The sequence below is a fragment of the Falsirhodobacter sp. alg1 genome, from assembly GCF_000739715.2.
In the GTDB taxonomy this organism is placed as follows: Bacteria; Pseudomonadota; Alphaproteobacteria; order Rhodobacterales; family Rhodobacteraceae; genus Falsirhodobacter.
In genome coordinates this window covers 509,155-529,618 of the sequence record NZ_BBJC02000001.1, presented here as the reverse complement: position 1 = coordinate 529,618, position 20,464 = coordinate 509,155, and the positions used below count along the sequence as shown (strand labels likewise).

The 20,464-nt window shown below is 61.4% G+C and carries 23 protein-coding genes; 14 read left to right on the top strand and 9 right to left on the bottom strand.

Annotated elements, in window-relative coordinates:
* Positions 1 to 10: 10 nt before the first annotated feature.
* From rplT to pheT, 4 genes are all read left to right on the top strand, one after another.
* Positions 11 to 373 carry a 50S ribosomal protein L20 gene (gene rplT / locus TR36_RS02575; protein ID WP_045387661.1) on the top strand — a complete coding sequence of 121 codons (363 nt, stop codon included), beginning with the start codon at positions 11 to 13 and terminating at the stop codon, positions 371 to 373.
* A 114-nt stretch (positions 374 to 487) separates the two neighbouring features.
* Positions 488 to 1,570 carry a phenylalanine--tRNA ligase subunit alpha gene (gene pheS / locus TR36_RS02570; protein WP_153010469.1) on the top strand — a complete coding sequence of 361 codons (1,083 nt, stop codon included), beginning with the start codon at positions 488 to 490 and terminating at the stop codon, positions 1,568 to 1,570.
* Positions 1,567 to 1,857 (top strand): YrhK family protein, encoded by a 291-nt coding sequence (locus TR36_RS02565; protein ID WP_237763497.1) that lies wholly within the window; start codon positions 1,567 to 1,569, stop codon positions 1,855 to 1,857. Before pheS ends, TR36_RS02565 begins: the two co-directional genes overlap by 4 nt.
* A 66-nt stretch (positions 1,858 to 1,923) precedes the next feature.
* Positions 1,924 to 4,320 (top strand): phenylalanine--tRNA ligase subunit beta, encoded by a 2,397-nt coding sequence (gene pheT, locus TR36_RS02560; protein WP_062762321.1) that lies wholly within the window; start codon positions 1,924 to 1,926, stop codon positions 4,318 to 4,320.
* Between the two features lie 6 nt (positions 4,321 to 4,326).
* Here the strand turns inward: pheT and panC are convergent, their stop codons facing one another.
* From panC to fliF, 7 genes are all read right to left on the bottom strand, one after another.
* Positions 4,327 to 5,163: a pantoate--beta-alanine ligase gene (gene panC / locus TR36_RS02555; RefSeq protein ID WP_045387667.1), complete on the bottom strand. Its 837-nt coding sequence runs from the start codon at positions 5,161 to 5,163 to the stop codon at positions 4,327 to 4,329.
* Entirely contained in the window at positions 5,160 to 5,990 is an 831-nt protein-coding gene (gene panB, locus TR36_RS02550; RefSeq protein ID WP_045387670.1) for a 3-methyl-2-oxobutanoate hydroxymethyltransferase, read from the bottom strand. Before panB ends, panC begins: the two co-directional genes overlap by 4 nt.
* A 126-nt stretch (positions 5,991 to 6,116) precedes the next feature.
* Positions 6,117 to 6,863, bottom strand: a complete 747-nt coding sequence (locus TR36_RS02545) for a L,D-transpeptidase (protein WP_045388744.1) — start codon at positions 6,861 to 6,863, stop codon at positions 6,117 to 6,119.
* A 109-nt stretch (positions 6,864 to 6,972) separates the two neighbouring features.
* Positions 6,973 to 7,686 carry a flagellar type III secretion system pore protein FliP gene (gene fliP / locus TR36_RS02540; protein ID WP_062762319.1) on the bottom strand — a complete coding sequence of 238 codons (714 nt, stop codon included), beginning with the start codon at positions 7,684 to 7,686 and terminating at the stop codon, positions 6,973 to 6,975.
* Complete coding sequence (locus TR36_RS02535; protein WP_045387676.1) at positions 7,683 to 7,949, bottom strand: FliM/FliN family flagellar motor C-terminal domain-containing protein; 267 nt, start codon at positions 7,947 to 7,949, stop codon at positions 7,683 to 7,685. The genes fliP and TR36_RS02535 overlap by 4 nt, the downstream gene beginning before the upstream one ends.
* Positions 7,942 to 8,523, bottom strand: coding sequence for a hypothetical protein (locus tag TR36_RS02530; RefSeq protein WP_045387679.1), 582 nt, complete (start codon positions 8,521 to 8,523; stop codon positions 7,942 to 7,944). Before TR36_RS02530 ends, TR36_RS02535 begins: the two co-directional genes overlap by 8 nt.
* A complete protein-coding gene (gene fliF / locus TR36_RS02525; RefSeq protein ID WP_045387682.1) occupies positions 8,520 to 10,052 on the bottom strand; it encodes a flagellar basal-body MS-ring/collar protein FliF in 1,533 nt (510 codons plus the stop codon). The genes TR36_RS02530 and fliF overlap by 4 nt, the downstream gene beginning before the upstream one ends.
* Before the next feature lie 120 nt (positions 10,053 to 10,172).
* Between fliF and fliL the strand changes: the two genes are divergently transcribed.
* The 10 genes from fliL (at position 10,173) to TR36_RS02475 (ending at position 19,285) form a co-directional block, all read left to right on the top strand.
* On the top strand, positions 10,173 to 10,637 hold the full coding sequence (gene fliL / locus TR36_RS02520; protein WP_045387685.1) for a flagellar basal body-associated protein FliL: 465 nt from the start codon (positions 10,173 to 10,175) through the stop codon (positions 10,635 to 10,637).
* Positions 10,638 to 10,647: 10 nt separating this feature from the next.
* Positions 10,648 to 10,950: a DUF6468 domain-containing protein gene (locus TR36_RS02515; RefSeq protein ID WP_062762317.1), complete on the top strand. Its 303-nt coding sequence runs from the start codon at positions 10,648 to 10,650 to the stop codon at positions 10,948 to 10,950.
* Complete coding sequence (locus TR36_RS02510; RefSeq protein ID WP_045387691.1) at positions 10,947 to 11,510, top strand: MotE family protein; 564 nt, start codon at positions 10,947 to 10,949, stop codon at positions 11,508 to 11,510. The genes TR36_RS02515 and TR36_RS02510 overlap by 4 nt, the downstream gene beginning before the upstream one ends.
* Positions 11,511 to 11,513: 3 nt before the next feature.
* The gene (motA, locus tag TR36_RS02505; RefSeq protein ID WP_045387694.1) at positions 11,514 to 12,380 is read left to right on the top strand and encodes a flagellar motor stator protein MotA; all 867 of its coding nucleotides are present in this window, start codon (positions 11,514 to 11,516) and stop codon (positions 12,378 to 12,380) included.
* Positions 12,377 to 14,359, top strand: a complete 1,983-nt coding sequence (locus TR36_RS02500) for a hypothetical protein (RefSeq protein WP_045387697.1) — start codon at positions 12,377 to 12,379, stop codon at positions 14,357 to 14,359. The genes motA and TR36_RS02500 overlap by 4 nt, the downstream gene beginning before the upstream one ends.
* Positions 14,360 to 14,427: 68 nt before the next feature.
* A complete protein-coding gene (locus TR36_RS02495) occupies positions 14,428 to 15,093 on the top strand; it encodes a transglycosylase SLT domain-containing protein (RefSeq protein ID WP_045387700.1) in 666 nt (221 codons plus the stop codon).
* 1 nt (position 15,094) lies between these two features.
* A complete protein-coding gene (locus TR36_RS02490; protein WP_062762314.1) occupies positions 15,095 to 17,143 on the top strand; it encodes a flagellar biosynthesis protein FlhA in 2,049 nt (682 codons plus the stop codon).
* Positions 17,140 to 17,901, top strand: a complete 762-nt coding sequence (locus tag TR36_RS02485) for a flagellar biosynthetic protein FliR (protein ID WP_045387703.1) — start codon at positions 17,140 to 17,142, stop codon at positions 17,899 to 17,901. The genes TR36_RS02490 and TR36_RS02485 overlap by 4 nt, the downstream gene beginning before the upstream one ends.
* Positions 17,898 to 18,971: a flagellar biosynthesis protein FlhB gene (locus TR36_RS02480; RefSeq protein WP_062762311.1), complete on the top strand. Its 1,074-nt coding sequence runs from the start codon at positions 17,898 to 17,900 to the stop codon at positions 18,969 to 18,971. The genes TR36_RS02485 and TR36_RS02480 overlap by 4 nt, the downstream gene beginning before the upstream one ends.
* Entirely contained in the window at positions 18,968 to 19,285 is a 318-nt protein-coding gene (locus TR36_RS02475) for a hypothetical protein (RefSeq protein WP_045387709.1), read from the top strand. Before TR36_RS02480 ends, TR36_RS02475 begins: the two co-directional genes overlap by 4 nt.
* Here the strand turns inward: TR36_RS02475 and TR36_RS02470 are convergent, their stop codons facing one another.
* Together TR36_RS02470 and flgH are read right to left on the bottom strand one after the other, a co-directional pair.
* Entirely contained in the window at positions 19,286 to 19,744 is a 459-nt protein-coding gene (locus TR36_RS02470; protein WP_045387712.1) for a flagellar basal body-associated FliL family protein, read from the bottom strand.
* Complete coding sequence (gene flgH, locus TR36_RS02465) at positions 19,741 to 20,460, bottom strand: flagellar basal body L-ring protein FlgH (RefSeq protein WP_045387715.1); 720 nt, start codon at positions 20,458 to 20,460, stop codon at positions 19,741 to 19,743. The genes TR36_RS02470 and flgH overlap by 4 nt, the downstream gene beginning before the upstream one ends.
* Positions 20,461 to 20,464 lie beyond the last annotated feature (4 nt).

The window sequence follows — 20,464 nt, the reverse complement described above, 5'->3', positions numbered from 1 at the left end:
GAGAGCGTAAATGTCCCGCGTTAAATCCGGCGTCGTTACGCACGCCCGTCACCGTAAAGTCATCAAGGCTGCGAAAGGCTACTACGCCGCTCGCTCCACGAACTTCCGCACCGCTACTCAGGCCGTCGACAAGGCCAACCAGTACGCAACGCGCGACCGCAAGACCCGCAAGCGCACGTTCCGCGCCCTGTGGATCCAGCGGATCAACGCCGCAGTGCGTATGTTCGATGCTGAAATGACCTATTCGCGCTTCATCAACGGTCTGGCCAAAGCCGGTATCGAAGTGGACCGCAAGGTTCTGGCCGATCTGGCCGTACGTGAGCCCGATGCGTTCAACGCAATCGCCGAGCAAGCGAAAAAAGCACTGGCATAAGCCAACCTGCTGCATAGGATCCTGAAGCCCCGCCTTTTGGCGGGGTTTTTTCATGCCTGCCCTTGCCAGCAAGGCGCGGCACGGCTAACCCAAACCCGACACACGGAGGCTGGCATGAACGGGATCGACACGCTGCGCGGCGCGTATCTGGAGCGGATCAAGACGGCGGCGGATGAAGCCGCTGTCGAGGAAATCCGGCTTGCCGCCCTTGGCAAAAAGGGCGAGATCAGCCTGAAGATGCGTGAACTGGGGAAAATGACCCCGGAAGAACGCCAGACCACAGGCGCATCGCTGAACCGCCTGAAGGACGAGATCGACGCGGCCCTGCGTGCCCGCAAGGCCGGGCTGGCAGATGCGGCGCTAGACGCCCGCCTTGCCTCGGAATGGCTGGATGTGACCCTGCCCGGCCGTCCACGCCGGATGGGCACGATCCACCCCGTCTCGCAGGTCATGGAAGAGCTGACGACGATCTTTGCCGACATGGGCTTTGCCGTGGCCGAGGGGCCGCAGGTCGAATCCGACTGGTTCAACTTTGACGCCCTGAACATTCCGCCAGAGCATCCGGCCCGGCAGGAACACGATACCTTCTTCATGAATCGTGCCGAGGGGGATGATCGTCCGCCCCATGTTCTGCGCACCCATACCTCGCCTGTTCAGATCCGGGCGATGACGGATCAGGGCGCCCCCATCCGCGTGATCGCGCCGGGCCGCGTGTACCGTATGGACATGGACCAGACGCATACGCCGATGTTCCACCAGGTCGAAGGTCTGGCCATCGACAAGAATATCTCCATGGCGCACCTGAAATGGGTGCTTGAGGAATTCTGCCGCGCGTTCTTCGAGGTTCCTTCGGTGGAACTGCGTTTCCGTGCGTCGCACTTCCCCTTTACCGAACCATCGGCCGAGGTCGATATCCGCTGTTCATGGAAAGACGGACAGCTCAAGATCGGGGAAGGCGACGACTGGATGGAAATCCTAGGGTCGGGCATGGTCCACCCCAAGGTCCTGAAGGCCGCAGGCGTCGATCCGACCGAATGGCAGGGTTTTGCCTTCGGCATGGGCATAGACCGGATCGCGATGTTGAAATACGGCATTCCCGATCTGCGCGCCTTTTTCGAAAGTGATCTGCGCTGGCTTCGGCATTATGGCTTTGCCGCGCTGGATATGCCCGATCTGGCGGGTGGCCTGAGCCGGTGAGCCTGTCCGACCATCTTTTCCGACACGAGCATCGTGAAACGACCGCGGAGACGCGCAAGCTTTACGCACGATTCGAGATTGCCCATACGCTGATCGATTTCGGGGCGGCTGCGGCGTTTCTTGTCGGATCGATACTGTTCTTTTTCGAATCGTGGCAAACCACGGCGACATGGCTTTTTACAATCGGTTCGGTTCTTTTCGCGATGAAGCCGACCTTGCGCCTGTGGCGCGAAGTACGGCTGTATTACATGGGCCGGACCGCCCGATTAGCAAAACGCACCGACTGATATCGACGGGGTTGTGCCAATACCCCCAACTTTTCGCGCCGGATCAATCCTGACGGAGCTTCTTCGATGAAATTCACCCTCTCCTGGCTCAAAACCCATCTCGACACGCAGGCGTCGCTTGATGACATAGTCTATGCCCTGACCGATCTGGGGCTGGAGGTGGAGGGCATCTCCGATCCCACGGCAAAGCTGAAATCCTTTACGCTGGCCAAGGTGGTCCACGCCGAACAGCACCCTGATGCCGACCGCTTGCGCGTATGTCGCGTTCAAACGGATGAGGGTGAAAAGCAGATCGTCTGCGGTGCCCCCAATGCGCGCGAAGGCATCACGGTGGTTCTGTGCAAGCCCGGCGATTATGTTCCGGGCATCGATACGACCCTTGGCATCGGCAAGATCCGGGGCGTTGAATCGCATGGCATGATGGCCTCGGAGCGGGAACTGGAACTGTCGGAAGAGCATGACGGCATCATCGAATTGCCGTCGGGTGAGGTCGGAGATCGTTTTGTCGATTGGCTGGCAGCCAACCGGCCCGCGCAGGTGGATCCGATGATCCACATAAAGATCACGCCCAACCGCCCCGATGCGCTTGGCGTGCGCGGCATTGCCCGCGATCTGGCGGCTCGGGGGCTGGGCACGCTGCGTCCGTTGGCCGTTACCCCGGTGCCCGGCACCTTTACCAACCCCGTCAACCTGCGGCTGGAAACCCCGGCCTGCCCGCTGTTTGCCGGCCGTGTGATCCGCAATGTCACTAATGGACCGTCCCCCGCGTGGCTTCAGGCGCGACTGCGGGCCATCGGCCTGCGCCCGATCTCGACGCTGGTCGATATCACCAACCTGTTCACCTTCGATCTGAACCGCCCGTTGCATGTGTTCGATGCTGCCAAGGTGCAGGGCGATCTGGTGGTGCGGGCGGCCAGGGAAGGCGAAGAGCTGCTGGCCCTTGACGGCAAGACCTATGCCCTGCGCGAAGGTATGGTCGTCATTGCCGATGATGCAGGTATCGAGAGCCTTGGCGGAATCATGGGCGGTGAAACCTCTGGCTGCACCGAAACCACAACCGATGTGTATCTGGAGGCCGCATATTTCGATCCGATCACAACAGCCACGACAGGGCGTGCGCTGAAGATCAATTCCGATGCCCGCTACCGTTTCGAACGCGGAATCGACCCTGCCTTCACGCTGGACGGGATGGAGCTTGCAACCCGCATGATCCTTGATCTTTGCGGCGGTGAGGCTTCGGAGGTGCAGGTGGCGGGGGCTGTGCCCGATACCGCCCGGGCCTATCGGCTGGATACGGATCGCGTGGTCAGCCTGGTCGGCATGGACATTCCCGCAGATGAACAGCGTGCGACGCTTACCGCCCTCGGTTTCCGGCTGGAGGGGGATATGGCGCATGTGCCGTCATGGCGCCCCGACGTTCTGGGTGAGGCCGATCTGGTTGAGGAAATTGCCCGTGTCGCCTCGCTGACCAAATTGCAGGGCACACCGCTGCCCCGCAACCAGCCGGGCGTCCCCCGCCCTATCCTGACGCCATTGCAGCAGCGTGAACGCGCGGCACGCCGGATGATCGCGGGCCTCGGTTACAATGAATGCGTCACCTACAGCTTCATCAACGCAGCCGATGCGGCCATGTTCGGCGGCGGGCAGGATGCGGTGCGGGTGGAAAATCCGATCAGCTCGGAAATGACGCATCTGCGGCCCGATCTTCTGCCGGGTCTGCTGCGGGCTGCAGCGCGCAATCAGGCGCGCGGTTTTGCCGATCTGGCCTTGTTCGAGGTTGGCCCTGCCTTTACGGGCGGAGAGCCGGGTGAACAGGTTCTGCAGGCAACGGGCTTGCTTGTGGGGGCTTCGGCGCAGCGCGATACATTCGCTTCGCGCAGGCTGGTGGATGTCTACGATGCCAAATCCGATGCCGAGGCCGTGCTGGCCACGCTTGGTGCCCCGGCCAAGGTGCAAGTATCACGCAAGGTTGCAAGCTGGTGGCATCCCGGACGCTCGGGCGTAATCGGATTGGGCCCGAACATGCTGGCCACCTTCGGAGAGGTTCACCCCCGCGTGCTGCAGGCGATGGATGTCAAAGGTCCGGCTGTGGCCTTCACCATCCAGATTGCGGCCATCCCCTACCCCAAGGTCAAGACACCCACGCGCGCCGCGCTCAAACTGTCGGACCTGCAGGCGGTGGACCGTGATTTTGCCTTTGTGGTCGACAACCGGATCGAAGCACTGACATTGGTCAACGCGGCGGCGGGCGCTGACAAGGTGCTGATTGAATCGGTACGTGTGTTCGACCAGTTCACCGGAGAAAAGGCGGAATCGCAAATGGGTGCGGGCAAGAAATCCATTGCCCTGACGGTACGCCTGCAACCCACCGACAAGACGCTGACCGAAGCCGAGATCGAGGCGGTCAGCGCCAAGGTCGTGGAAAAGGTGGCCAAGGCCACAGGCGGCACGCTTCGCGCGTGACGCCTGTCAGACGGCGAGGTTGTCGATCAGGCGCACGCCGTCCAATGTTGCCGCCACCAACAACCGCGCTGGACGATCGTTCAGCGCGGATACCGGTTCCAGCGTCTCGGCATCACAGAACGCGACATAATCAATCGGGCTGAAACCGGCCTTGTGCAGATCATCCCTTGCCTGAGCCAGTGCATCTGCAACCTCCGCCCCCTGCCGGATCGTCCGCGCCGCACGCGCCAGCGTCTGCGGAATGGCCACGGCACGCGCGCGGGCCGCTGCCCCCAGCCGCCGGTTGCGGGAGGACATGGCCAGCCCTTCTTCCTCGCGCAGCGTCGCACAGCCGACGATCCGGATCGGCAGGTTCAGATCTGCCGTAAAACGACGTATGATCTGCAGCTGCTGCCAGTCCTTTTCCCCGAAAAAGGCCGTATCCGCCCCCGACATCGAAAACAACTTGGTCACCACGGTCGCCATGCCATCGAAATGACCCGGCCGATGCGCACCTTCCAGCCGTTCGGCCAGCGCCCCCACCTTCAGGGATGTGGCAAACCCCTGCGGATACATCTGCTCGACCGACGGCAGGAATATCGCATCGACGCCCGCCTCTGAAAGCAGTTCGATATCCCGTGCCTCATCCCGCGGATAGGTTTTCAGATCCTCCGGATTGTTGAACTGCGTCGGATTCACAAAGATCGTCACGATCACCCGATCACATTCCGCCCGCGCGGTGCGGACAAGGCTCAGGTGACCATCGTGCAATGCCCCCATGGTCGGGACAAGGCCGATGGTTTCGCCCGCCGCGCGCCAGACGGCGGCCTGGCTACGAAGGGCTTCGACTGTTTTCAGGATCATGATGTCTGACTGCTGTTATCGGCAAATGAATGTTCAGGGCCGGGAAAGGCACGCGCACGGACATCCGTCGCATAGGCGGCAATCGCATCTTCGGCCACGCCCGCCATTTCGGCATAGCGGCGGACGAATTTCGGACGAAAGGCGGCAAACAGCCCCAGCATGTCATCCACCACCAGAATCTGGCCGTCGCAATCAACGCCCGCGCCAATGCCGATGGTAGGAATGGCAACGGCCCCGGTGATACGCCTACCCAGAGTTTCAGGTAGTTTCTCCAGCACCACGGCAAATGCACCGGCCTCGGCCACGGCAAGGGCATCGGCAAGAACACGGTCGGCATCGCTGGCACGGCCCTGCACCTTGTATCCGCCCAGCACATTCACAGCCTGCGGCGTCAGCCCGATATGGGCCATGACCGGAATGCCCCGTGCCACAAGAAAGGCGATGGTCGGGGCCATCGTGACACCCCCCTCCACCTTTACAGCACCTGCCCCGGTTTCACGCATCAGGCGCGCAGCATTGCGAAATGCCTGTTCCGGGCTTTCCTCATAACTGCCAAAGGGCATGTCGATCACGACCAATGATCTGGAACTGCTGCGCATCACAGCTTGGCCATGGGCGATCATCATATCCATCGTCACGCCAAGCGTGGAGGGAAGCCCGTAAACGACCATCCCAAGGCTGTCGCCAACCAATGTCACATCGCAATGGGCATCGACCATGGAAGCCATCGCGGCGGTATAGGCGGTAAGGCAAACGATGGGCGTCGCGCCCTTGCGTTCGCGGATGGCAGATGCCGTCAGGCGGCTGTGGTGTGCTGTCGCGCTCATCCCGGTTTCCCCCTGTGAAACGATTGGCGTTATAAGCCGCGGCAAAAGGGGAAGCCAGCCAAACCCGCCTAATTTGACGGCAGAATGAAAAAAGCCGCCCCGAAGGGCGGCTTGTTCAGGTCCGGATCAGCCTTGAACCGATGTATCGGCCGAGGCGGTCAGCATGTATCCCGGCGGATGGATGTCGCCATTTTCATCCTCGACCCATTTGCCTTCGTATTGCAGGCTCTCGGCCTCGGTGCGCACCTTCACACGGGTGCCGGTTTTCACACGTTCATACAGGTCGATGATGTCCTGATTGAAAAGGCGGATACAACCGGCAGAGCTTGCGCGCCCGATGGAACGGTTATCGATCGTACCGTGGATCCGGTAATAGGTGTCACGCCCGTTGCGGAACAGATACAGCGCACGTGCACCCAGCGGGTTTTCCAGACCACCCGGCAAGCCTGCGGCATATTCCGCATAAAGCTCCGGCTGGGTCCGGATCATGTTCTGCGTCGGGGTCCAGCTGGGCCATTCACGCTTCAGGTTGATCGTGGCATTGCCACGGAACGCCTTGCCCTCGGGGCCGACGCCGACCGCATAGCGCATCGCCTGACCGTCTTCCATGACGTAATACAGGCGCCGCGCAAAGGGATCCACGACAATGCTGTTCGCAGGTTCCGGACCATTATAGGCCACCATCTGACGCGTATTCTCTTCGGTCAGGATCGTCGGATCCACCGCGGGGATATAATAATCGCCATCCTGAATCGCGGCATAATCCGGATTGACAGGCGGCGGCGTGAGTTGTGCCGGTGGTGCCCCACACGCGGCAAGCACGCCAAGAGACAGGACAGCGGCGATGTGGCGAAGGCTAAAACGCACCAGGATTCCCCATTTTATTGGTCTTACCGGGCCAAACTGCTGCATCACACGCCAAGGTCAAGAGCGGAGCGTGGCTTTCATGTCTATGCCGTGACAGGAATACCACCCTTTTGTCCTAGCCATAACTGCGCACCAGTGCCGCAGAAATGAGCGACCATCCATCTGCCACGACGAAAAACGCCAGCTTGAACGGCAGGGAAACGACCGCCGGGGGGACCATCATCATCCCCATCGACATCAGCACTGCCGACACCACCAGATCGATAATCAGGAAGGGGAGATATACCAGAAACCCGATCTCAAAAGCGCGCTGGATTTCGGACAGAAGAAAGGAGGGGACCAGCACCGACAGCGGCGCAGCCTCAATACTCGTTGGCGGATCGGGACGCAGTGCGGCCAACGTGCGAAATGCGTCGGGGTCCAGACGCGCCGACATGAACGCCCGGAACGGACCGATGATCTGCGGCCACGCCGTCTGCAGATCCACCTGTCCATCGGACAGCGGGCGCACACCGTTCACCCATGAATCCGTCAGCACCGGGTCCATGACGAACCATGTCAGGAAAAGTGCCAAACTGATAATCAGCATGTTCGGCGGCGCCTGTTGCAGGCCCATTGCCTGCCGCAGGATTGACAAAACTGTGACTATGAACGGAAAGCAGGTGACCATGATGGCCAGCCCCGGCACCACGCTCAATACGCTGATAAGCGCGATTAGCTGGATCGACCGCCCGGCAAGGGTGCCATTCGCCAGATCCAGCGTCAGCTCCTGCGCCATGGCCGGGCCTGCCAGCAGCAAAAGGGCAAGGGTGCCCAGCGCCAGTTTCACAGACCGCCCCCGGGCGCCACGACCTCTGTCAGGCGGACGGCCAGCTGACCGGCCTGATCGCCCTCCCCCTCTTCCAGGATTCCGCGACCAATCAGCCGGTCACCGACATAGAGATCGACCGGATCCTCAATCCGCCTGTCCAGTGTCAGCACCGCATCACGTTGCAACCGCAGCAATTCACGCACCTGCGGGCGGGCGCGACCAACCGAAACCGTGATTTCGATCGGGATCTGGGCAAAGGGGGTATCAATACGGTCATCCATGCAGGCGTGCCTCATGAGGGGTGAAATAATCGTTCAAAGCGGCAATGGTTTGCGCCACCGCCTGCGATGGATCGATGCGCGTTTCCAATCCATGCTGGGAAAGGATGGCCGTGCCGCGCGCAATATTTGTATCGGGCAGCAATCTGACGGGTAATGCCGCCTGCCCCACCACGGCGGCACAACGGGCAGCCATGTCGGGGTGGACACCCAGCAGGATCGGCTGTTCGGCCGCCGTGCGCGCCATTGGTACCAATACCTCAAGAATGATTGGCACCAATGCATCCTGCGTCGCGACAGGCAGCACTGCCGCCAGCACGTCCCGGACCAGAGGGGCCAACCCGTCCATCAGGTGGGTCCGTGCCTCGTGGTAGGAAAATGCCATGTCCTGCAAAACCTCGGCCAATTGCGCCATGCCCGCCTCCTCTGCCCGGGCGGCTTCGGCACGTGCCTCGGCAGCCCCTGCGGCATGTCCCTCGGCAAAGGCGGCAGCCCGGGCCGCCTCCAGATCGGCGGCATGGGTCACGAACAGATCAGCCGCGTCATCCTCGAAAGCCTCCAGTCGAAGGGGCATCATGCCCGCTCCTCCCGGTCCATCCAGCCACGCAGTATCTCGACGCTTTCGACCTGCCGTGTCTCGATCAGACGGCGCAGGCGTTCCACAGGATCGGCAACATCATTGGTTATTGCAGGCGGCTCCCCCTCATCAATCTCACCCGTCAGGGTTTTGGAAACCGTGCCTGGCAATGCCAGCATCGGCGGCGGCGCATCCAAGGCCTCGGGCGGGCGCCGCATCAGGATCGGCCTGACAACGAACAGCCCCAAAATCAGCGCAACCAGCGCCAGAACGGCAATTTGCGCCATCTGCATCAGATTGAGAGAAGCCAGCATCCCGGGGACCGCCGCCGCCTCACCCTGTGTGATCCGGTCAAAGGGAAGCGAGCGCAGCGTCAGGACATCCCCACGGGATGTGTCCAACCCCACGGCAGAGGATACAAGCTCCTGCAATGCCTGGATCTCGGCATCGGGGCGCGGGGTCCATGTGACACTCCCGTCAGAGGCGGTTGTAGCCAGTTCATCCACCAGCACCGCCACACTGATCCGTTTGACGGAGCCCGGTTGGCGGACCACCTCGCGTTTGGTCTCGGATACCTCATAATTTACGGTTTCATGCGTTTCCGAATTGCTGCTGCGCCCCTCACTACTGCCAGAGGAGGCATCGCCTTCGGGCAGGTTTGACGCCACGGTCACGGCACCGGACGGACGTGTGTCGGATGCCGATTTTTCCACTGTTTCTGACGAGACCGGAACCCTGCCCTGCGGATCGATATGCCGCTCGGTGATAGATTCGCTCTGGCTTTCCAGATCAACCGACACCTCCACCACGGCATGGCCATTACCGACACGGGCGGCCAGCAGGCGCTCCACATTACGGCGCAGTTCCTCGGCCCGGTCGGTAGAGGGGGCGATACGGTCGGTGTCGATCAGGCCGCGCAGGCTATCGATGACAGAAACATCCTCGGTCCGCATACCCGACACGGCCCCCGCAACCAGATACTTCAGTGCCCGCGCCTGCTCGGGGGACAACCCGTCCTGCCGCGTGGTCAGGGTGATGCTGGCGGTGGGATGCACTTCACGCCGGAAGGGCTGGCCATTTTCCTGCGCCAGATGCACGCGGGCCGTCCGCACTTCGGGCATGGCCAAGATTGTCCGGGCCAGCTCACCCTCCTTGGCCCGTAGATAGGCGGCATCGAACATCTGCGATGTGGTGCCGAAACCCGACAGACCGTCAAGGATCTCGTACCCGGCCGCGCCCGAGGCCGGCAAACCCGCAGCGGCCAATGTCATGCGCAAACGATCCCGCTCCCGTGCATCGACACGGATCGAATCACCGTCGATGCGATAGGTGACGCCGGCCTGCTCTATCGCGGTCACGACCTCTCCCGCCGCTTTGGCATCCAGACCGGAATAAAGCAGCGCCATTTCAGGCTGGCTGGCCATTCGCGACAGCATCAGAACAGCGGCGAACATTGCAACCGTCGCCCCGACGACCGCAATGCGGCGGCCAAGGGTCAGGGCATTCCACAAGGACAGCGCATTCTGCATGACGATCTCCGGTATCTTCGGGCTTCTGCCCTATCCTGCCCTTCTGCCGCATGCCCCTTAACAGTCGGTTAGTGGACTGGGGCCTATACCCGCTTTCGACGCAGAAAGCGGAGAGATGGAATGACGGACGCAGCAGTATCGCCGGAACAGCCTGCCAAGGGATCGCGCAAGGGATTGATGATTGCTGCGGCCCTTGCATTGCTTCTTGGGGGCGCAGGATTCTATGCAACCTATGCCGGGTTGCTGCACCTTCCGTCCGGCCACGGTGAACAGGAATCCGCCCTGCCCATCGCGTTTGTTCCGCTGGAACCGCTGATCGTTTCCCTCGGGGCGGCCGACAAGCGGCAGCACCTGCGATTCGCGGCCGAGCTTGAGGTGGCTCCCGAACATCAGGCCGAGGTGGCCACTCTCAGCCCGCGCATTCTGGATGTGCTCAACGGCTATCTTCGGGCCGTATCCGTGGCCGATCTGGACAATCCCGCCCAACTGGTACGTCTGCGCGCGCAGATGTTGCGCCGTATCCAGATCGTGACGGGCGAAGGGCATGTCCGTGACCTGCTGATCACAGAATTCGTCATGAACTGAGGGGGCCGCAATGGATATGATTGCCGATATGTTTCTTGGGGCGGGCGCATTGGGGGCCGCCTTCTACTGTCACATCCTCAGCCGCCGTCTGCGCGCATTGTCCGGCCTCGAATCGGGGCTGGGGGGGGCGATCGCCGTTCTTTCGGCGCAGGTGGACGACATGACCCGCGTTCTGGAGGCTGCCCGCACCACCGCAGGCAGCTCTGCCGATGCGTTGGAGGACCGCGTGACCCGTGCCGAGGCAGCAGCGCGCAGACTGGAGCTTCTGGTCGCCTCGCTTCACGATTTGCCGGAAACAAGGGGGGCGGAATGATGCGCGCACGTTCGGGCGGCGCCCTTGTAACACTTGCGTTGCTGCTGGCCTCGGCCGGGGCGCTGAAGCTGGGGGGCGGCATCGGCGCCGCTTTGGCCCGTGCCCCCGATCCTGCCGAAACACTGGTGGAAGAGCCGCCGGCCACCTGTGCCGAACTGCCCGCGGCACTGGCCGAAGCCCTGCGTTTGCGCGAAGCACGCGTTGCCGCACAGGAAAGCGCCATTGCCGAACGCACAGCCGCGCTTGATACCGCCAATCAGACCATCGACCAACGTCTGGCCGAATTGCGGGATGCCGAATCCAAACTGTCGGAAACCCTGGCACTGGCTGATGGCGCGGCAGATGCCGATCTGACCCGCCTGACCGCAGTCTACGAATCCATGAAACCCCGCGATGCCGCCACATTGTTCACCACGATGGAACCGGATTTCGCTGCAGGCTTCATCGGCCGCATGCGCCCCGAGGCGGCGGGGGCCGTTCTGGCAGGGATGCCGGCAGAAAACGCCTATGCTGTCAGCCTTCTGCTGGCAGGTCGCAATGCGCTTGTGCCAAAGGAATAAACGATGCTCGGAATCGTCGGAATCGTCGTTATTTTTGTGATGGTCTTTGGCGGCTACAGCTTTGCCGGGGGGAAGATGGGGGTGATCCTGCACTCCCTTCCATACGAGCTGGCCATGATCGGCGGCGCGGCCTTGGGCGCATTTCTTCTGGGCAACAACGGCGCCACCGCCAAGGCAACGTTGCGGGACCTGAAAAAGGTGTTCAAGGGCGCAAGCTGGTCGTCCGAGGATTACCGCGATCTTCTGTGCCTGCTGTACGAACTGGTCAGGATCGCCCGCGCAAACCCGATTGCCCTGGAAGAGCATATCGAGAATCCCGAAAGCTCCTCTGTTTTCGCACGTTACCCCAAAATTCGTGCTGATCATGAAGCCGTGGATCTGATCTGCGACACCCTGCGCGCCGCTTCCATGAATTATGATGATCCCCATCAGGTAGAGGCAGTTCTGGACAAACGGATGGAGGCATCCGCCCATCACGCACAGGCCAGCAGCCACGCCCTTCAGACCCTTGCCGATGCCCTGCCCGCCCTAGGCATCGTGGCTGCGGTGCTGGGCGTCATCAAGACCATGGCCTCTATCGATCAGCCCCCCGAGGTTCTGGGAGGAATGATCGGAGGCGCATTGGTCGGAACATTCCTTGGCGTTTTTCTAGCCTATGGCTTTGTGGGCCCGGCAGCCATGCGGCTGCACGCCATAGCCGAGGAGGAGGGGCAGTTCTACACCCTGATCCGCGAAGTGCTGGTCGCCAATCTGTATGCGCACCCTGCCAATATCTGCATCGAGGTGGGTCGCCAGAACACCCCCCATCACGTGCGCCCGAACTTCAACGAGCTGGACGCGGCCCTGCGTGGCCTGAAAGAGGCCGCATGACACGGATTCTGGGCCTTGCCGCCCTGGCAATCTGCCTTGGCAGCGCTGCATCGGCCGAAACCATTACCGTAAGGTCCGGCGATCACGCTGATTTTTCCCGTATCGCGATGGAACTGCCCGCAAATGAAGGATGGAGCTTCGGCCGTGTCGGCAATGGCTATGCGCTGAAACTGGAGGGAAAGCAGACGCTGGATCTGTCCCGTGTCTGGCGTGCGATGGGCCGTTCGCGGATCGCCGGTTTGCGGGTGGACAGCTATGGTGCCCTCCGCATCACACCTGCCTGTACCCCCTGCCATGCAGTGGCCTTCAGGTCCGGCCCCGGGACGATCGTCATTGATCTGCGCAACGGGCCCGCGCCGGAAAATTCCAAGTTCGAGGCCCCCCTGGCCCTGCCCTACAGCGCCCCGCCGCGCCGCCCCGACAGGATGAAGCCGCCCGTCACGAGCTATGACTGGACGGCCATTCCCAAACCGGAGGTGGCAATGCCCCTTGCCGCCGCCCTGGACCCGTTCCGAACGGCAGTAGTTCGGCAGATGGCCGAAGGCGCATCGCGTGGTTTGATCGAGATGGTTGAAACGCCGCCTCCCCTGCCCGCCGGACCGCCCCTGCCACCCAACATGCAGATCGGGGCCGATGAACCGGCGTCCCCGTGGGACAGCGCGATAAATGCCGATGGCTACAAATGCCTGTCCCCCGATCAGATTGCGATCGAGACATGGGGCGATGACACAAAGCCTGTCGCCTATTCGCTCGGACCGGCACGGGCCGGTCTTGAGGGCGAATTCGATCGCCCCGATCTTGATGCGGCGCGGCGCGCTGTCCGATATTACCTCTACCTCGGTTTCGGGGCGGAGGCACGCCAGATGGCAGCGCTGTACCCGCTGCCCGAAGCGGAACGCGCGATATACGACGCCTTGGCCCATGTGATGGATGACGAACCCGCCGGGGATGGTCCTCTTACCGAACTTGCCGGATGCGAAGGGGCCTCGGCGCTCTGGGGTATTCTGGCACGACAAACGCCAGCCATCGGGCGGGTGGAAAATACAGGGGCAGCCCTTCAGGCATTTTCGGGCCTGCCGGTTCATCTGCGCCGCCAACTTGCCCCAAAGCTGGTCAGCCGGTTCGAACAACGGGGCAATGAGACATCGGCGCATATCGCACGCGATTCGGTTTTGCGCGCCACCCCGGACCCGGATGCAGCCACGCGCCTCATGGTTGCGCGCATGGATGACACAAGTGACAGCGGATTGAAGCGTCTGATCAAAGAAGGTGGCAATGGTGCCGATGATGCCGTGATCACCCTTGCGGATCGCAACCTGCGCCGGGGCGAGGCGATTGCCCCCGAAACCCTTACAGCCCTGCAGGGCCTGTTGCGCGAACGTCGCGGCGGCACGAACGAAGGGGATCTGCAACGGCTGGTCATCCTCGGGCTTGCCTCGAATGGGAATTACGATGCCGCATTCAATGCGCAGAAAGCACATCCGGTCACCGGAACAGACCTTTGGGCGTGGCTGGCCCGCAGCGGCGATGATGAGGCGCTCTTGCGACATGCGGTACTGCCATCAACAGCGAAGACCACCGATGTGCCACAGGATACGCGGCTGCTGCTGGCAAACCGGCTGATTGATCTTGGATTTGCGGATTCAGCCCTGATCTGGCTGCCACAGGAAAATGCCGCTGCATCTGCCGCCGAACGTCTGGCCAAGGGGCGAGCCTATATGGGACAGCGGGATGGCCGCTCGGCCCTGACCGTAATCGCGGGGCTTGAAGGTCCGGATGCCGACCAGATCCGGTCCCAAGCCGAAGCAGCACTGGCACCGCCCACCCCGCCGACAACGGCACCGCCCCAAAACGACACGCAGCAATCAGCCCCGACAGCCGGCCCGCTGACACGGTCCCGAACATTGGTGCTGGAGGCGGATGAAACCCGCGCGAAACTGGAGGCGCTTCTGCATCCCAAAACGAATACCCCGCAGTAACAGATTGGAAAGCTCTCTGCCCTAGGGTCAAAACAGGTGCGGCAAAGCCGCTTTGCGGGTGAAACCCAATGACTTTGCGTGTCCCTATACTTTGCATCGCGCTTTGGCTGGCTCTTGGGGGGGCGGCCGATGCGGCTGCCGATCCGGCGCAATTATGTGAACGTGCGGCAGCGCTTGCTGCCAGACAGGAAGGCGTTCCGCCGGATGTGATGCGCGCCCTGACATTGGCCGAAACCGGACATCGGCGTGACGGCGTTCTGCAACCCTGGGCGTGGGCGGTAAACCGTGCTGGGGACGGCCAATGGTTCCAGACCGAAGAGGAGGCCATCCGGTTTGCCGAGGCCACCCTCAGGCAGGGACTACGCAACTTCGATGTGGGTTGCTTTCAGCTGAACCATCGCTGGCATGGAGATCAATTTCCCGATTTGCGGACCATGTTCGACCCGGTCGCAAATGCCCTTTATGCCGCGCGTTTCCTGCACAGCCAATACGAAGCCACAGGAGACTGGACCGCTGCCGCAGGGGCCTACCACTCACTTACACCCGAATTTGCGCAGCGATACAGCGCGCGGTTTGCAGCCCTGCGCAACGGTGCCGCCAATACGCCGATCACCCCCGTGCAGGTGACCCAATTACGGGTGCGCGACAACAATTTCCCCCTTTTGCGCGGCGGGCAGGGACTGGCCGGATCTCTTGTCCCGCTGAGCGGTGGCACGCGTTTGATCGGACAATGACATGAATTGGCGCACCCTGTACCAACCCACCGTTCTGCTGGCGCTGGCCCTGACGGCCGTTGTCGTGATGATGGTGCTTCCCGTACCGGCATGGTTGCTGGATGTAGGCCTTGCCACATCATTTGCGCTTGCCATCCTGATGCTGACGGTAACGCTGTTCATCGAACGCCCGCTCGATTTCTCGGCCTTCCCCACGATCCTTCTGGCCTCCTTGATGCTGCGGCTGGCATTGAACGTCAGTTCCACCAAATTGATCATCGGTCAGGGGCATACGGGCACCGATGCGGCAGGCCATGTAATTGCGGGTTTTGCCAATTTCATCATGGGCGGAAATATCCTGCTGGGCCTCGTCATTTTCTGCGTGCTGCTGATCGTGAATTTCATGGTCATCACCAAGGGCGCGGGGCGGATGGCCGAGGTGGGCGCACGCTTTGCCCTGGACGGGATGCCGGGCAAGCAATTGGCCATTGATGCCGACATGTCTGCAGGGGCAATCGACCATACCGAAGCGAAACGCCGCCGCGAACAGGAACTGGCCGAAACGAATTTCTTCGGGGCGCTGGATGGTGTCTCGAAATTCGTCAAAGGGGATGCGGTTGCAGGCCTTCTGATCACCGGCCTGAATATCGTGGTGGGCCTGATCGCTGGGCTGGTGATGCACGACATGCCGGTGGGGCAGGCCTTTCAGACCTATGCCGTTTTGACGGTCGGGGATGGTCTGGTCGGACAGATTCCGGCGGTGCTCATCTCCATCGCATCGGCCCTGCTCCTGACGCGCGGCGGGGCGACCGGCCCTGCGGATGTGGCCTTTTTCAAACAATTGGGGCGCTATCCTGCAGCCTTGGGCACCGTTGCGGCCCTGATGGCATTGTTCGCCCTTATTCCCGGCATGCCTTTCGTTCCTTTCATTGCGGCAGCGGCCGTACTTGGGGCCGCCGCATGGTATGGCGCGCGCCGCCCTGCCCCCCTGTCCGCCCCCGAGATGCCGGCGGAAAATGCACCGCGCCCGTTGGGGGACATTCTTGATTTTGACGATATCCATATTGAATTCGCGCCCGACCTTGTCCCGATGGTGCTTGACCCGGCAACGGGCCTGGACGCCCGCATCACCAATATGCGCACCCATATCGCAACCGCCTTCGGCCTGATCCTGCCCGAAATCCGCCTGACGGATGAAGGGACATTGCCCATGGGAACATATCGAATCCGGCTGCATGGCGTTGAACAGGCGCGGGACCGTTTGCGGCCCGAACAGGTTCTGGTCCTGCTGGCCGATAACGCGGCCGCCCCCGCCGGCGATGATGTGAAAGAGCCCGTCTATGGCGCCCCGGCACGCTGGATTCCCCGCGCGCAACAGGAAGATGCGGCGGTGTCCGGCCTGACCGTCGTGGCCCCGACCGAGGTTCTGGCCACGCATCTGCTGGAGGTGATGAAGGCGAACATGGGGCGCCTTCTGACGCTCAAGGGCTTGCGGCGGCTGCTGGATGAATTCGTGAATCTGTCCGACCCGAGCCGTGCCGCCGCGAACCGTCGGCTGCTGGACGAACTGATGCCGGACAAGGTCCCTGCGGATCTGCTTCTGGCGGTCTTGCGTTTGCTGCTGGAAGAGCGTGTTTCCATCCGGAACCTACCGCTCATTCTGGAATCGGTGGCAGAAGGCAGGGGGCTGGGGGCACCCGAATCTGTCTGCGAGCATGTTCGTCAAAGACTCGGGTTCCAGATGGTGGCCGAGCTGAAACGGCCCGATGGAACAATCCCGCTGATCCAGCTGGCGCAGGATTGGGAGCAGGCCTTTGCCCGCCATACAATGGATGGTGCGCGCGATGTTGCCCTGCCCCCCGATATATTCAACCGGCTGGCCGCAGGGATGGCCGACCGGCTGAACATGGCAGCAGAAAACGGCATTTATCCGGCCATAGTTACATCTGCGCTGCGGCGCCGCTTTCTACGTACGGTCGTTGCGGCCAAAGGCTTGGGCGCACCGGTACTCTCCTATGAGGAAATCGGCCTCGATGCGCGCCCCTCCATGGTCGGTGTCGTTCCGGCATGACCGAATTATTCGCGGCCCTGACACAAATGACCGGAGAGGCGACCGATCTCTGGCGTCAGGCATTCATCATTTTCATCCGGGTCGGCGCGATGGCGGCCCTGATGCCGGGCTTTGGTGAGCAGACGATACCCGCACGGGTCCGTCTGATTATCGCGCTGGCCTTTACAATGGTGGTAGCGCCGGCTGTCCACGTTCCGGACATGGGGATGGGCGGATATGCAGGTGAATTGGCTTCGGGGTTGGCCCTCGGTTTCGGGCTGCGGTTGTTCGTCATGGTATTGCAGACCGGCGGCGCGATAATCGCGCAGGCCACCTCCCTTTCCCAGATTCTAGGCGGAGCCGGGGAGGCGCAGCCCGCCATCGGCCATCTTTTAACCTATGCCGGATTGGCACTGGCAATGGCGGCAGATCTCCACCTACGTCTGGCTGAGTTGATCATCCTGTCGTACCGGATTCTCCCGGCCGGCGGCATTCCAGATCCTTCTGTGATTGCGGAATGGGGTGTCGGACAAGTGGCGCATGCCTTCCGCCTTGCCTTCGGCATTGCGGCCCCGTTCGTTGCCGGATCGCTGGTTTACAATGTCGCGATCGGGGTAATCAACCGGGCAATGCCGCAACTGATGATGTCGATGGTCTTTGCACCGGCGCTGACCCTGGGGGGATTGATCCTGCTGGCGATCGTGGCCCCGATTTCGCTTGGCGTCTGGATCGCGGCGTTCAACGTCTGGCTTGGAAATCCGTTCACGGTCCTGCCATGAGCGAGGATGCCGAAAAAAGCCATGACGCTACCGAGCAAAAGCTTCGACAGGCCCGTGAAAAAGGCGAGATTCCCCGCTCTCCTGATCTGACATGGGCCGCAGCCTGCGCTGGTTTTGTCTGCGCTGCGGCAATGGCAGGTTCGAATGCACTGCGCAATGCCGGCGCTACGGCAGAGGTGCTTCTGGATCAGGCCGACACGCTATCGACGTTGCTTAGCACAAGTGCGCCGGCACCACTTTCGGGAATAATCCTGCAGATCTCCAGCAGTCTGTGGCCATTCTTCGTCTTTCCCGCAGTTGGCGCATTGGTGGCACTGACGCTGCAGGGCAGCTTCCGGATGACACCCTCCAAACTCGGGTTCAAGGGATCGCGAATATCGCCCTTATCCAATGCCAAACAAAANTTCGGGCCGGACGGGTTATTCGAATTCGGCAAGAACCTGATAAAGATGATCCTGATTGCGAGCGTCCTTATCCTGTTTCTACGTGGGCGGGCGGCCGAAATCATTTCCACTGTCTATCTGGACCCGCCGGTTGCGGTGGCGATGATGCTACGGCTTGTCCTGTATTTCCTGACCATGGTGCTGGGACTGAAGATTGTACTTGGCGGGGCGGATTATGCCTGGCAGCGGCATTCCCATGCAAAAAGAAACCGGATGTCACGTCAGGAAGTCATGGACGAATTCAAGCAGAACGAAGGTGATCCCCATATCAAAAGCCAGCGTCGTCAACGCGGCATGGATATTGCCATGAACCAGATGCTTGCAGAAATTCCGAAGGCCGATGTCGTGATCGTCAACCCGACCCATTATGCCGTTGCCCTGAAATGGGATCGGGCGGCGGGGCGCGCGCCGGTTTGTATCGCGAAAGGTGTCGACGAAATTGCAGCCCGTATTCGTGAACGGGCCGCCGAAGCGGGCATCCCCCTGCACAGCGATCCCCCGACAGCCCGCGCGTTGCACGCGACATTGGAAATCGGGGACCAGATCCACCCTGATCAATATCGCGCCGTTGCCGCCGCCATCCGTTTTGCCGAAGCCATGCGACAGCGTGCAAAGGACCGTTCATGACCAAGCTTGACCGTCTTCATCAGATCGCGCAGCTGCTTCTGGATACGAAACTGGCAGAGGTGCAGCGCACGGCCAAGGTGCGGGAGACAAGCCTGTCCCATCTTGCCGCGCTGAAAACCGCCCCGCAAAATGCCGGACCCGATGTGCTTCTGGAGATACAGACGGTGCTGCGTTACGAACGGTGGGCTGATGTGCGCCGCGCCGAGATCAACGCCCGGCTGGCCCAGCAAACCGCGGACTGGATGGAAGCCCAAGATAACGCGCGGATGGCATTTGGCCGCGCGGAAGTTCTACGGAAGCTGGCCTCACGCTGATCACGCATCCTGCCGCATGATGTCGATGATCAGCACGTCTGAAAGCATAGAACCGAGCACGCGCTGCCCCGCCTCCAACAGCGACCGGCGCAGCACAATCAGGTTATCGGAATCCGTAAAACTGCCCCGAAATCCGCCCGTGTTTGCATGGTCGAACAGCACCTGCAAAAAGCTGTCACGCAGTTTCGGTTCTTTGGCATAAACGGCTTCCTGTCCGCCCACCGCGGTTTCCAGAGAGAGGGACAGCACAACCAGTGACGCAACCCGCCCCGCCTCCACGACGGGGATTACGAACTGGTTGTTCAGTTTTACATAGTCATGTTCTGTGGCCGAAGCGGCGGCGTTATCCCCATCCTCGACAGATGCCTCTACCGCAGCCGGGCGCAGCATGAACCCTGCCCCCAGTCCGATGCCCAGACCCAATACGACCAGTACCAAAGGAATGATCTTATCCATCAGAACGGCAACACGATATCTGCGATCTGCTGACCGTACCGCGGTTGCTGTACGTCGGTAATCTGGCCACGTCCGCCATAGGAAATGCGCGCGCCCGCAATCTTGTCATAGGTCACCTCATTCTGGCGCGTAATATCGGCAGGACGCACATAGCCGGATACCACGAGTTCACGCAGTTCATAGTTCACCCGCACCTCCTGCTGCCCTTCGATCCGCAGCACGCCGTTCGGCAATTCCTCTACGACTGTTGCCGCCACACGCAGCTCCAATTTCTCATTGCGCTTGGTAGAGCCATCGCCCGCATATTTATGTGTGGAAGATGTATCCACCGCACTTCCCAATGAAGCGTCGCCGGAAATCTTGCCTTCCAGGCGCTGCGGCAAGCCCAGAAGATCAGGGATCTTCATCGTGTCCGAACCCGCGCGAGAGCGGTCCGACGTGTTCGACATTTCCGCCTTTTCATCAATTTCGATTACGACGGTCAGGATGTCTCCGCGGCGTTCGGCCCGTCGGTCACTCAGCAACGCCGTGCGCCCGCCCGTCCACAAGGAGGATGTCACGGCCGGCGTATTCTGTGCTGCACTATCCGGCAACGGCGTCGAATACAGCGCGTTGTACTGATAGCTGTCCTGCAATGGGGAGAAGTCCGGCGCCTTGCCAACCTGCGACATGCGTCCACAGGCTGACAGAGCGATCAGGCACAAGATCATGGCGCGCATGGCA

Excerpts from the sequence above, each read along its gene's own strand:
- TR36_RS02485 (WP_045387703.1), top strand. The coding sequence starts at position 17,140 with ATGACCGAATTATTCGCGGCCCTGACACAAATGACCGGAGAGGCGACC.
- pheT (WP_062762321.1), top strand. The coding sequence starts at position 1,924 with ATGAAATTCACCCTCTCCTGGCTCAAAACCCATCTCGACACGCAGGCG.
- rplT (WP_045387661.1), top strand. The coding sequence starts at position 11 with ATGTCCCGCGTTAAATCCGGCGTCGTTACGCACGCCCGTCACCGTAAA.
- TR36_RS02535 (WP_045387676.1), bottom strand. The coding sequence starts at position 7,949 with ATGGATGACCGTATTGATACCCCCTTTGCCCAGATCCCGATCGAAATC.
- motA (WP_045387694.1), top strand. The coding sequence starts at position 11,514 with ATGCTCGGAATCGTCGGAATCGTCGTTATTTTTGTGATGGTCTTTGGC.
- panB (WP_045387670.1), bottom strand. The coding sequence starts at position 5,990 with ATGAGCGCGACAGCACACCACAGCCGCCTGACGGCATCTGCCATCCGC.
- panC (WP_045387667.1), bottom strand. The coding sequence starts at position 5,163 with ATGATCCTGAAAACAGTCGAAGCCCTTCGTAGCCAGGCCGCCGTCTGG.
- fliL (WP_045387685.1), top strand. The coding sequence starts at position 10,173 with ATGACGGACGCAGCAGTATCGCCGGAACAGCCTGCCAAGGGATCGCGC.
- TR36_RS02500 (WP_045387697.1), top strand. The coding sequence starts at position 12,377 with ATGACACGGATTCTGGGCCTTGCCGCCCTGGCAATCTGCCTTGGCAGC.
- TR36_RS02515 (WP_062762317.1), top strand. The coding sequence starts at position 10,648 with ATGGATATGATTGCCGATATGTTTCTTGGGGCGGGCGCATTGGGGGCC.
- TR36_RS02475 (WP_045387709.1), top strand. The coding sequence starts at position 18,968 with ATGACCAAGCTTGACCGTCTTCATCAGATCGCGCAGCTGCTTCTGGAT.
- TR36_RS02490 (WP_062762314.1), top strand. The coding sequence starts at position 15,095 with ATGAATTGGCGCACCCTGTACCAACCCACCGTTCTGCTGGCGCTGGCC.
- TR36_RS02495 (WP_045387700.1), top strand. The coding sequence starts at position 14,428 with ATGACTTTGCGTGTCCCTATACTTTGCATCGCGCTTTGGCTGGCTCTT.
- fliF (WP_045387682.1), bottom strand. The coding sequence starts at position 10,052 with ATGCAGAATGCGCTGTCCTTGTGGAATGCCCTGACCCTTGGCCGCCGC.
- flgH (WP_045387715.1), bottom strand. The coding sequence starts at position 20,460 with ATGCGCGCCATGATCTTGTGCCTGATCGCTCTGTCAGCCTGTGGACGC.
- TR36_RS02510 (WP_045387691.1), top strand. The coding sequence starts at position 10,947 with ATGATGCGCGCACGTTCGGGCGGCGCCCTTGTAACACTTGCGTTGCTG.
- TR36_RS02530 (WP_045387679.1), bottom strand. The coding sequence starts at position 8,523 with ATGATGCCCCTTCGACTGGAGGCTTTCGAGGATGACGCGGCTGATCTG.
- pheS (WP_153010469.1), top strand. The coding sequence starts at position 488 with ATGAACGGGATCGACACGCTGCGCGGCGCGTATCTGGAGCGGATCAAG.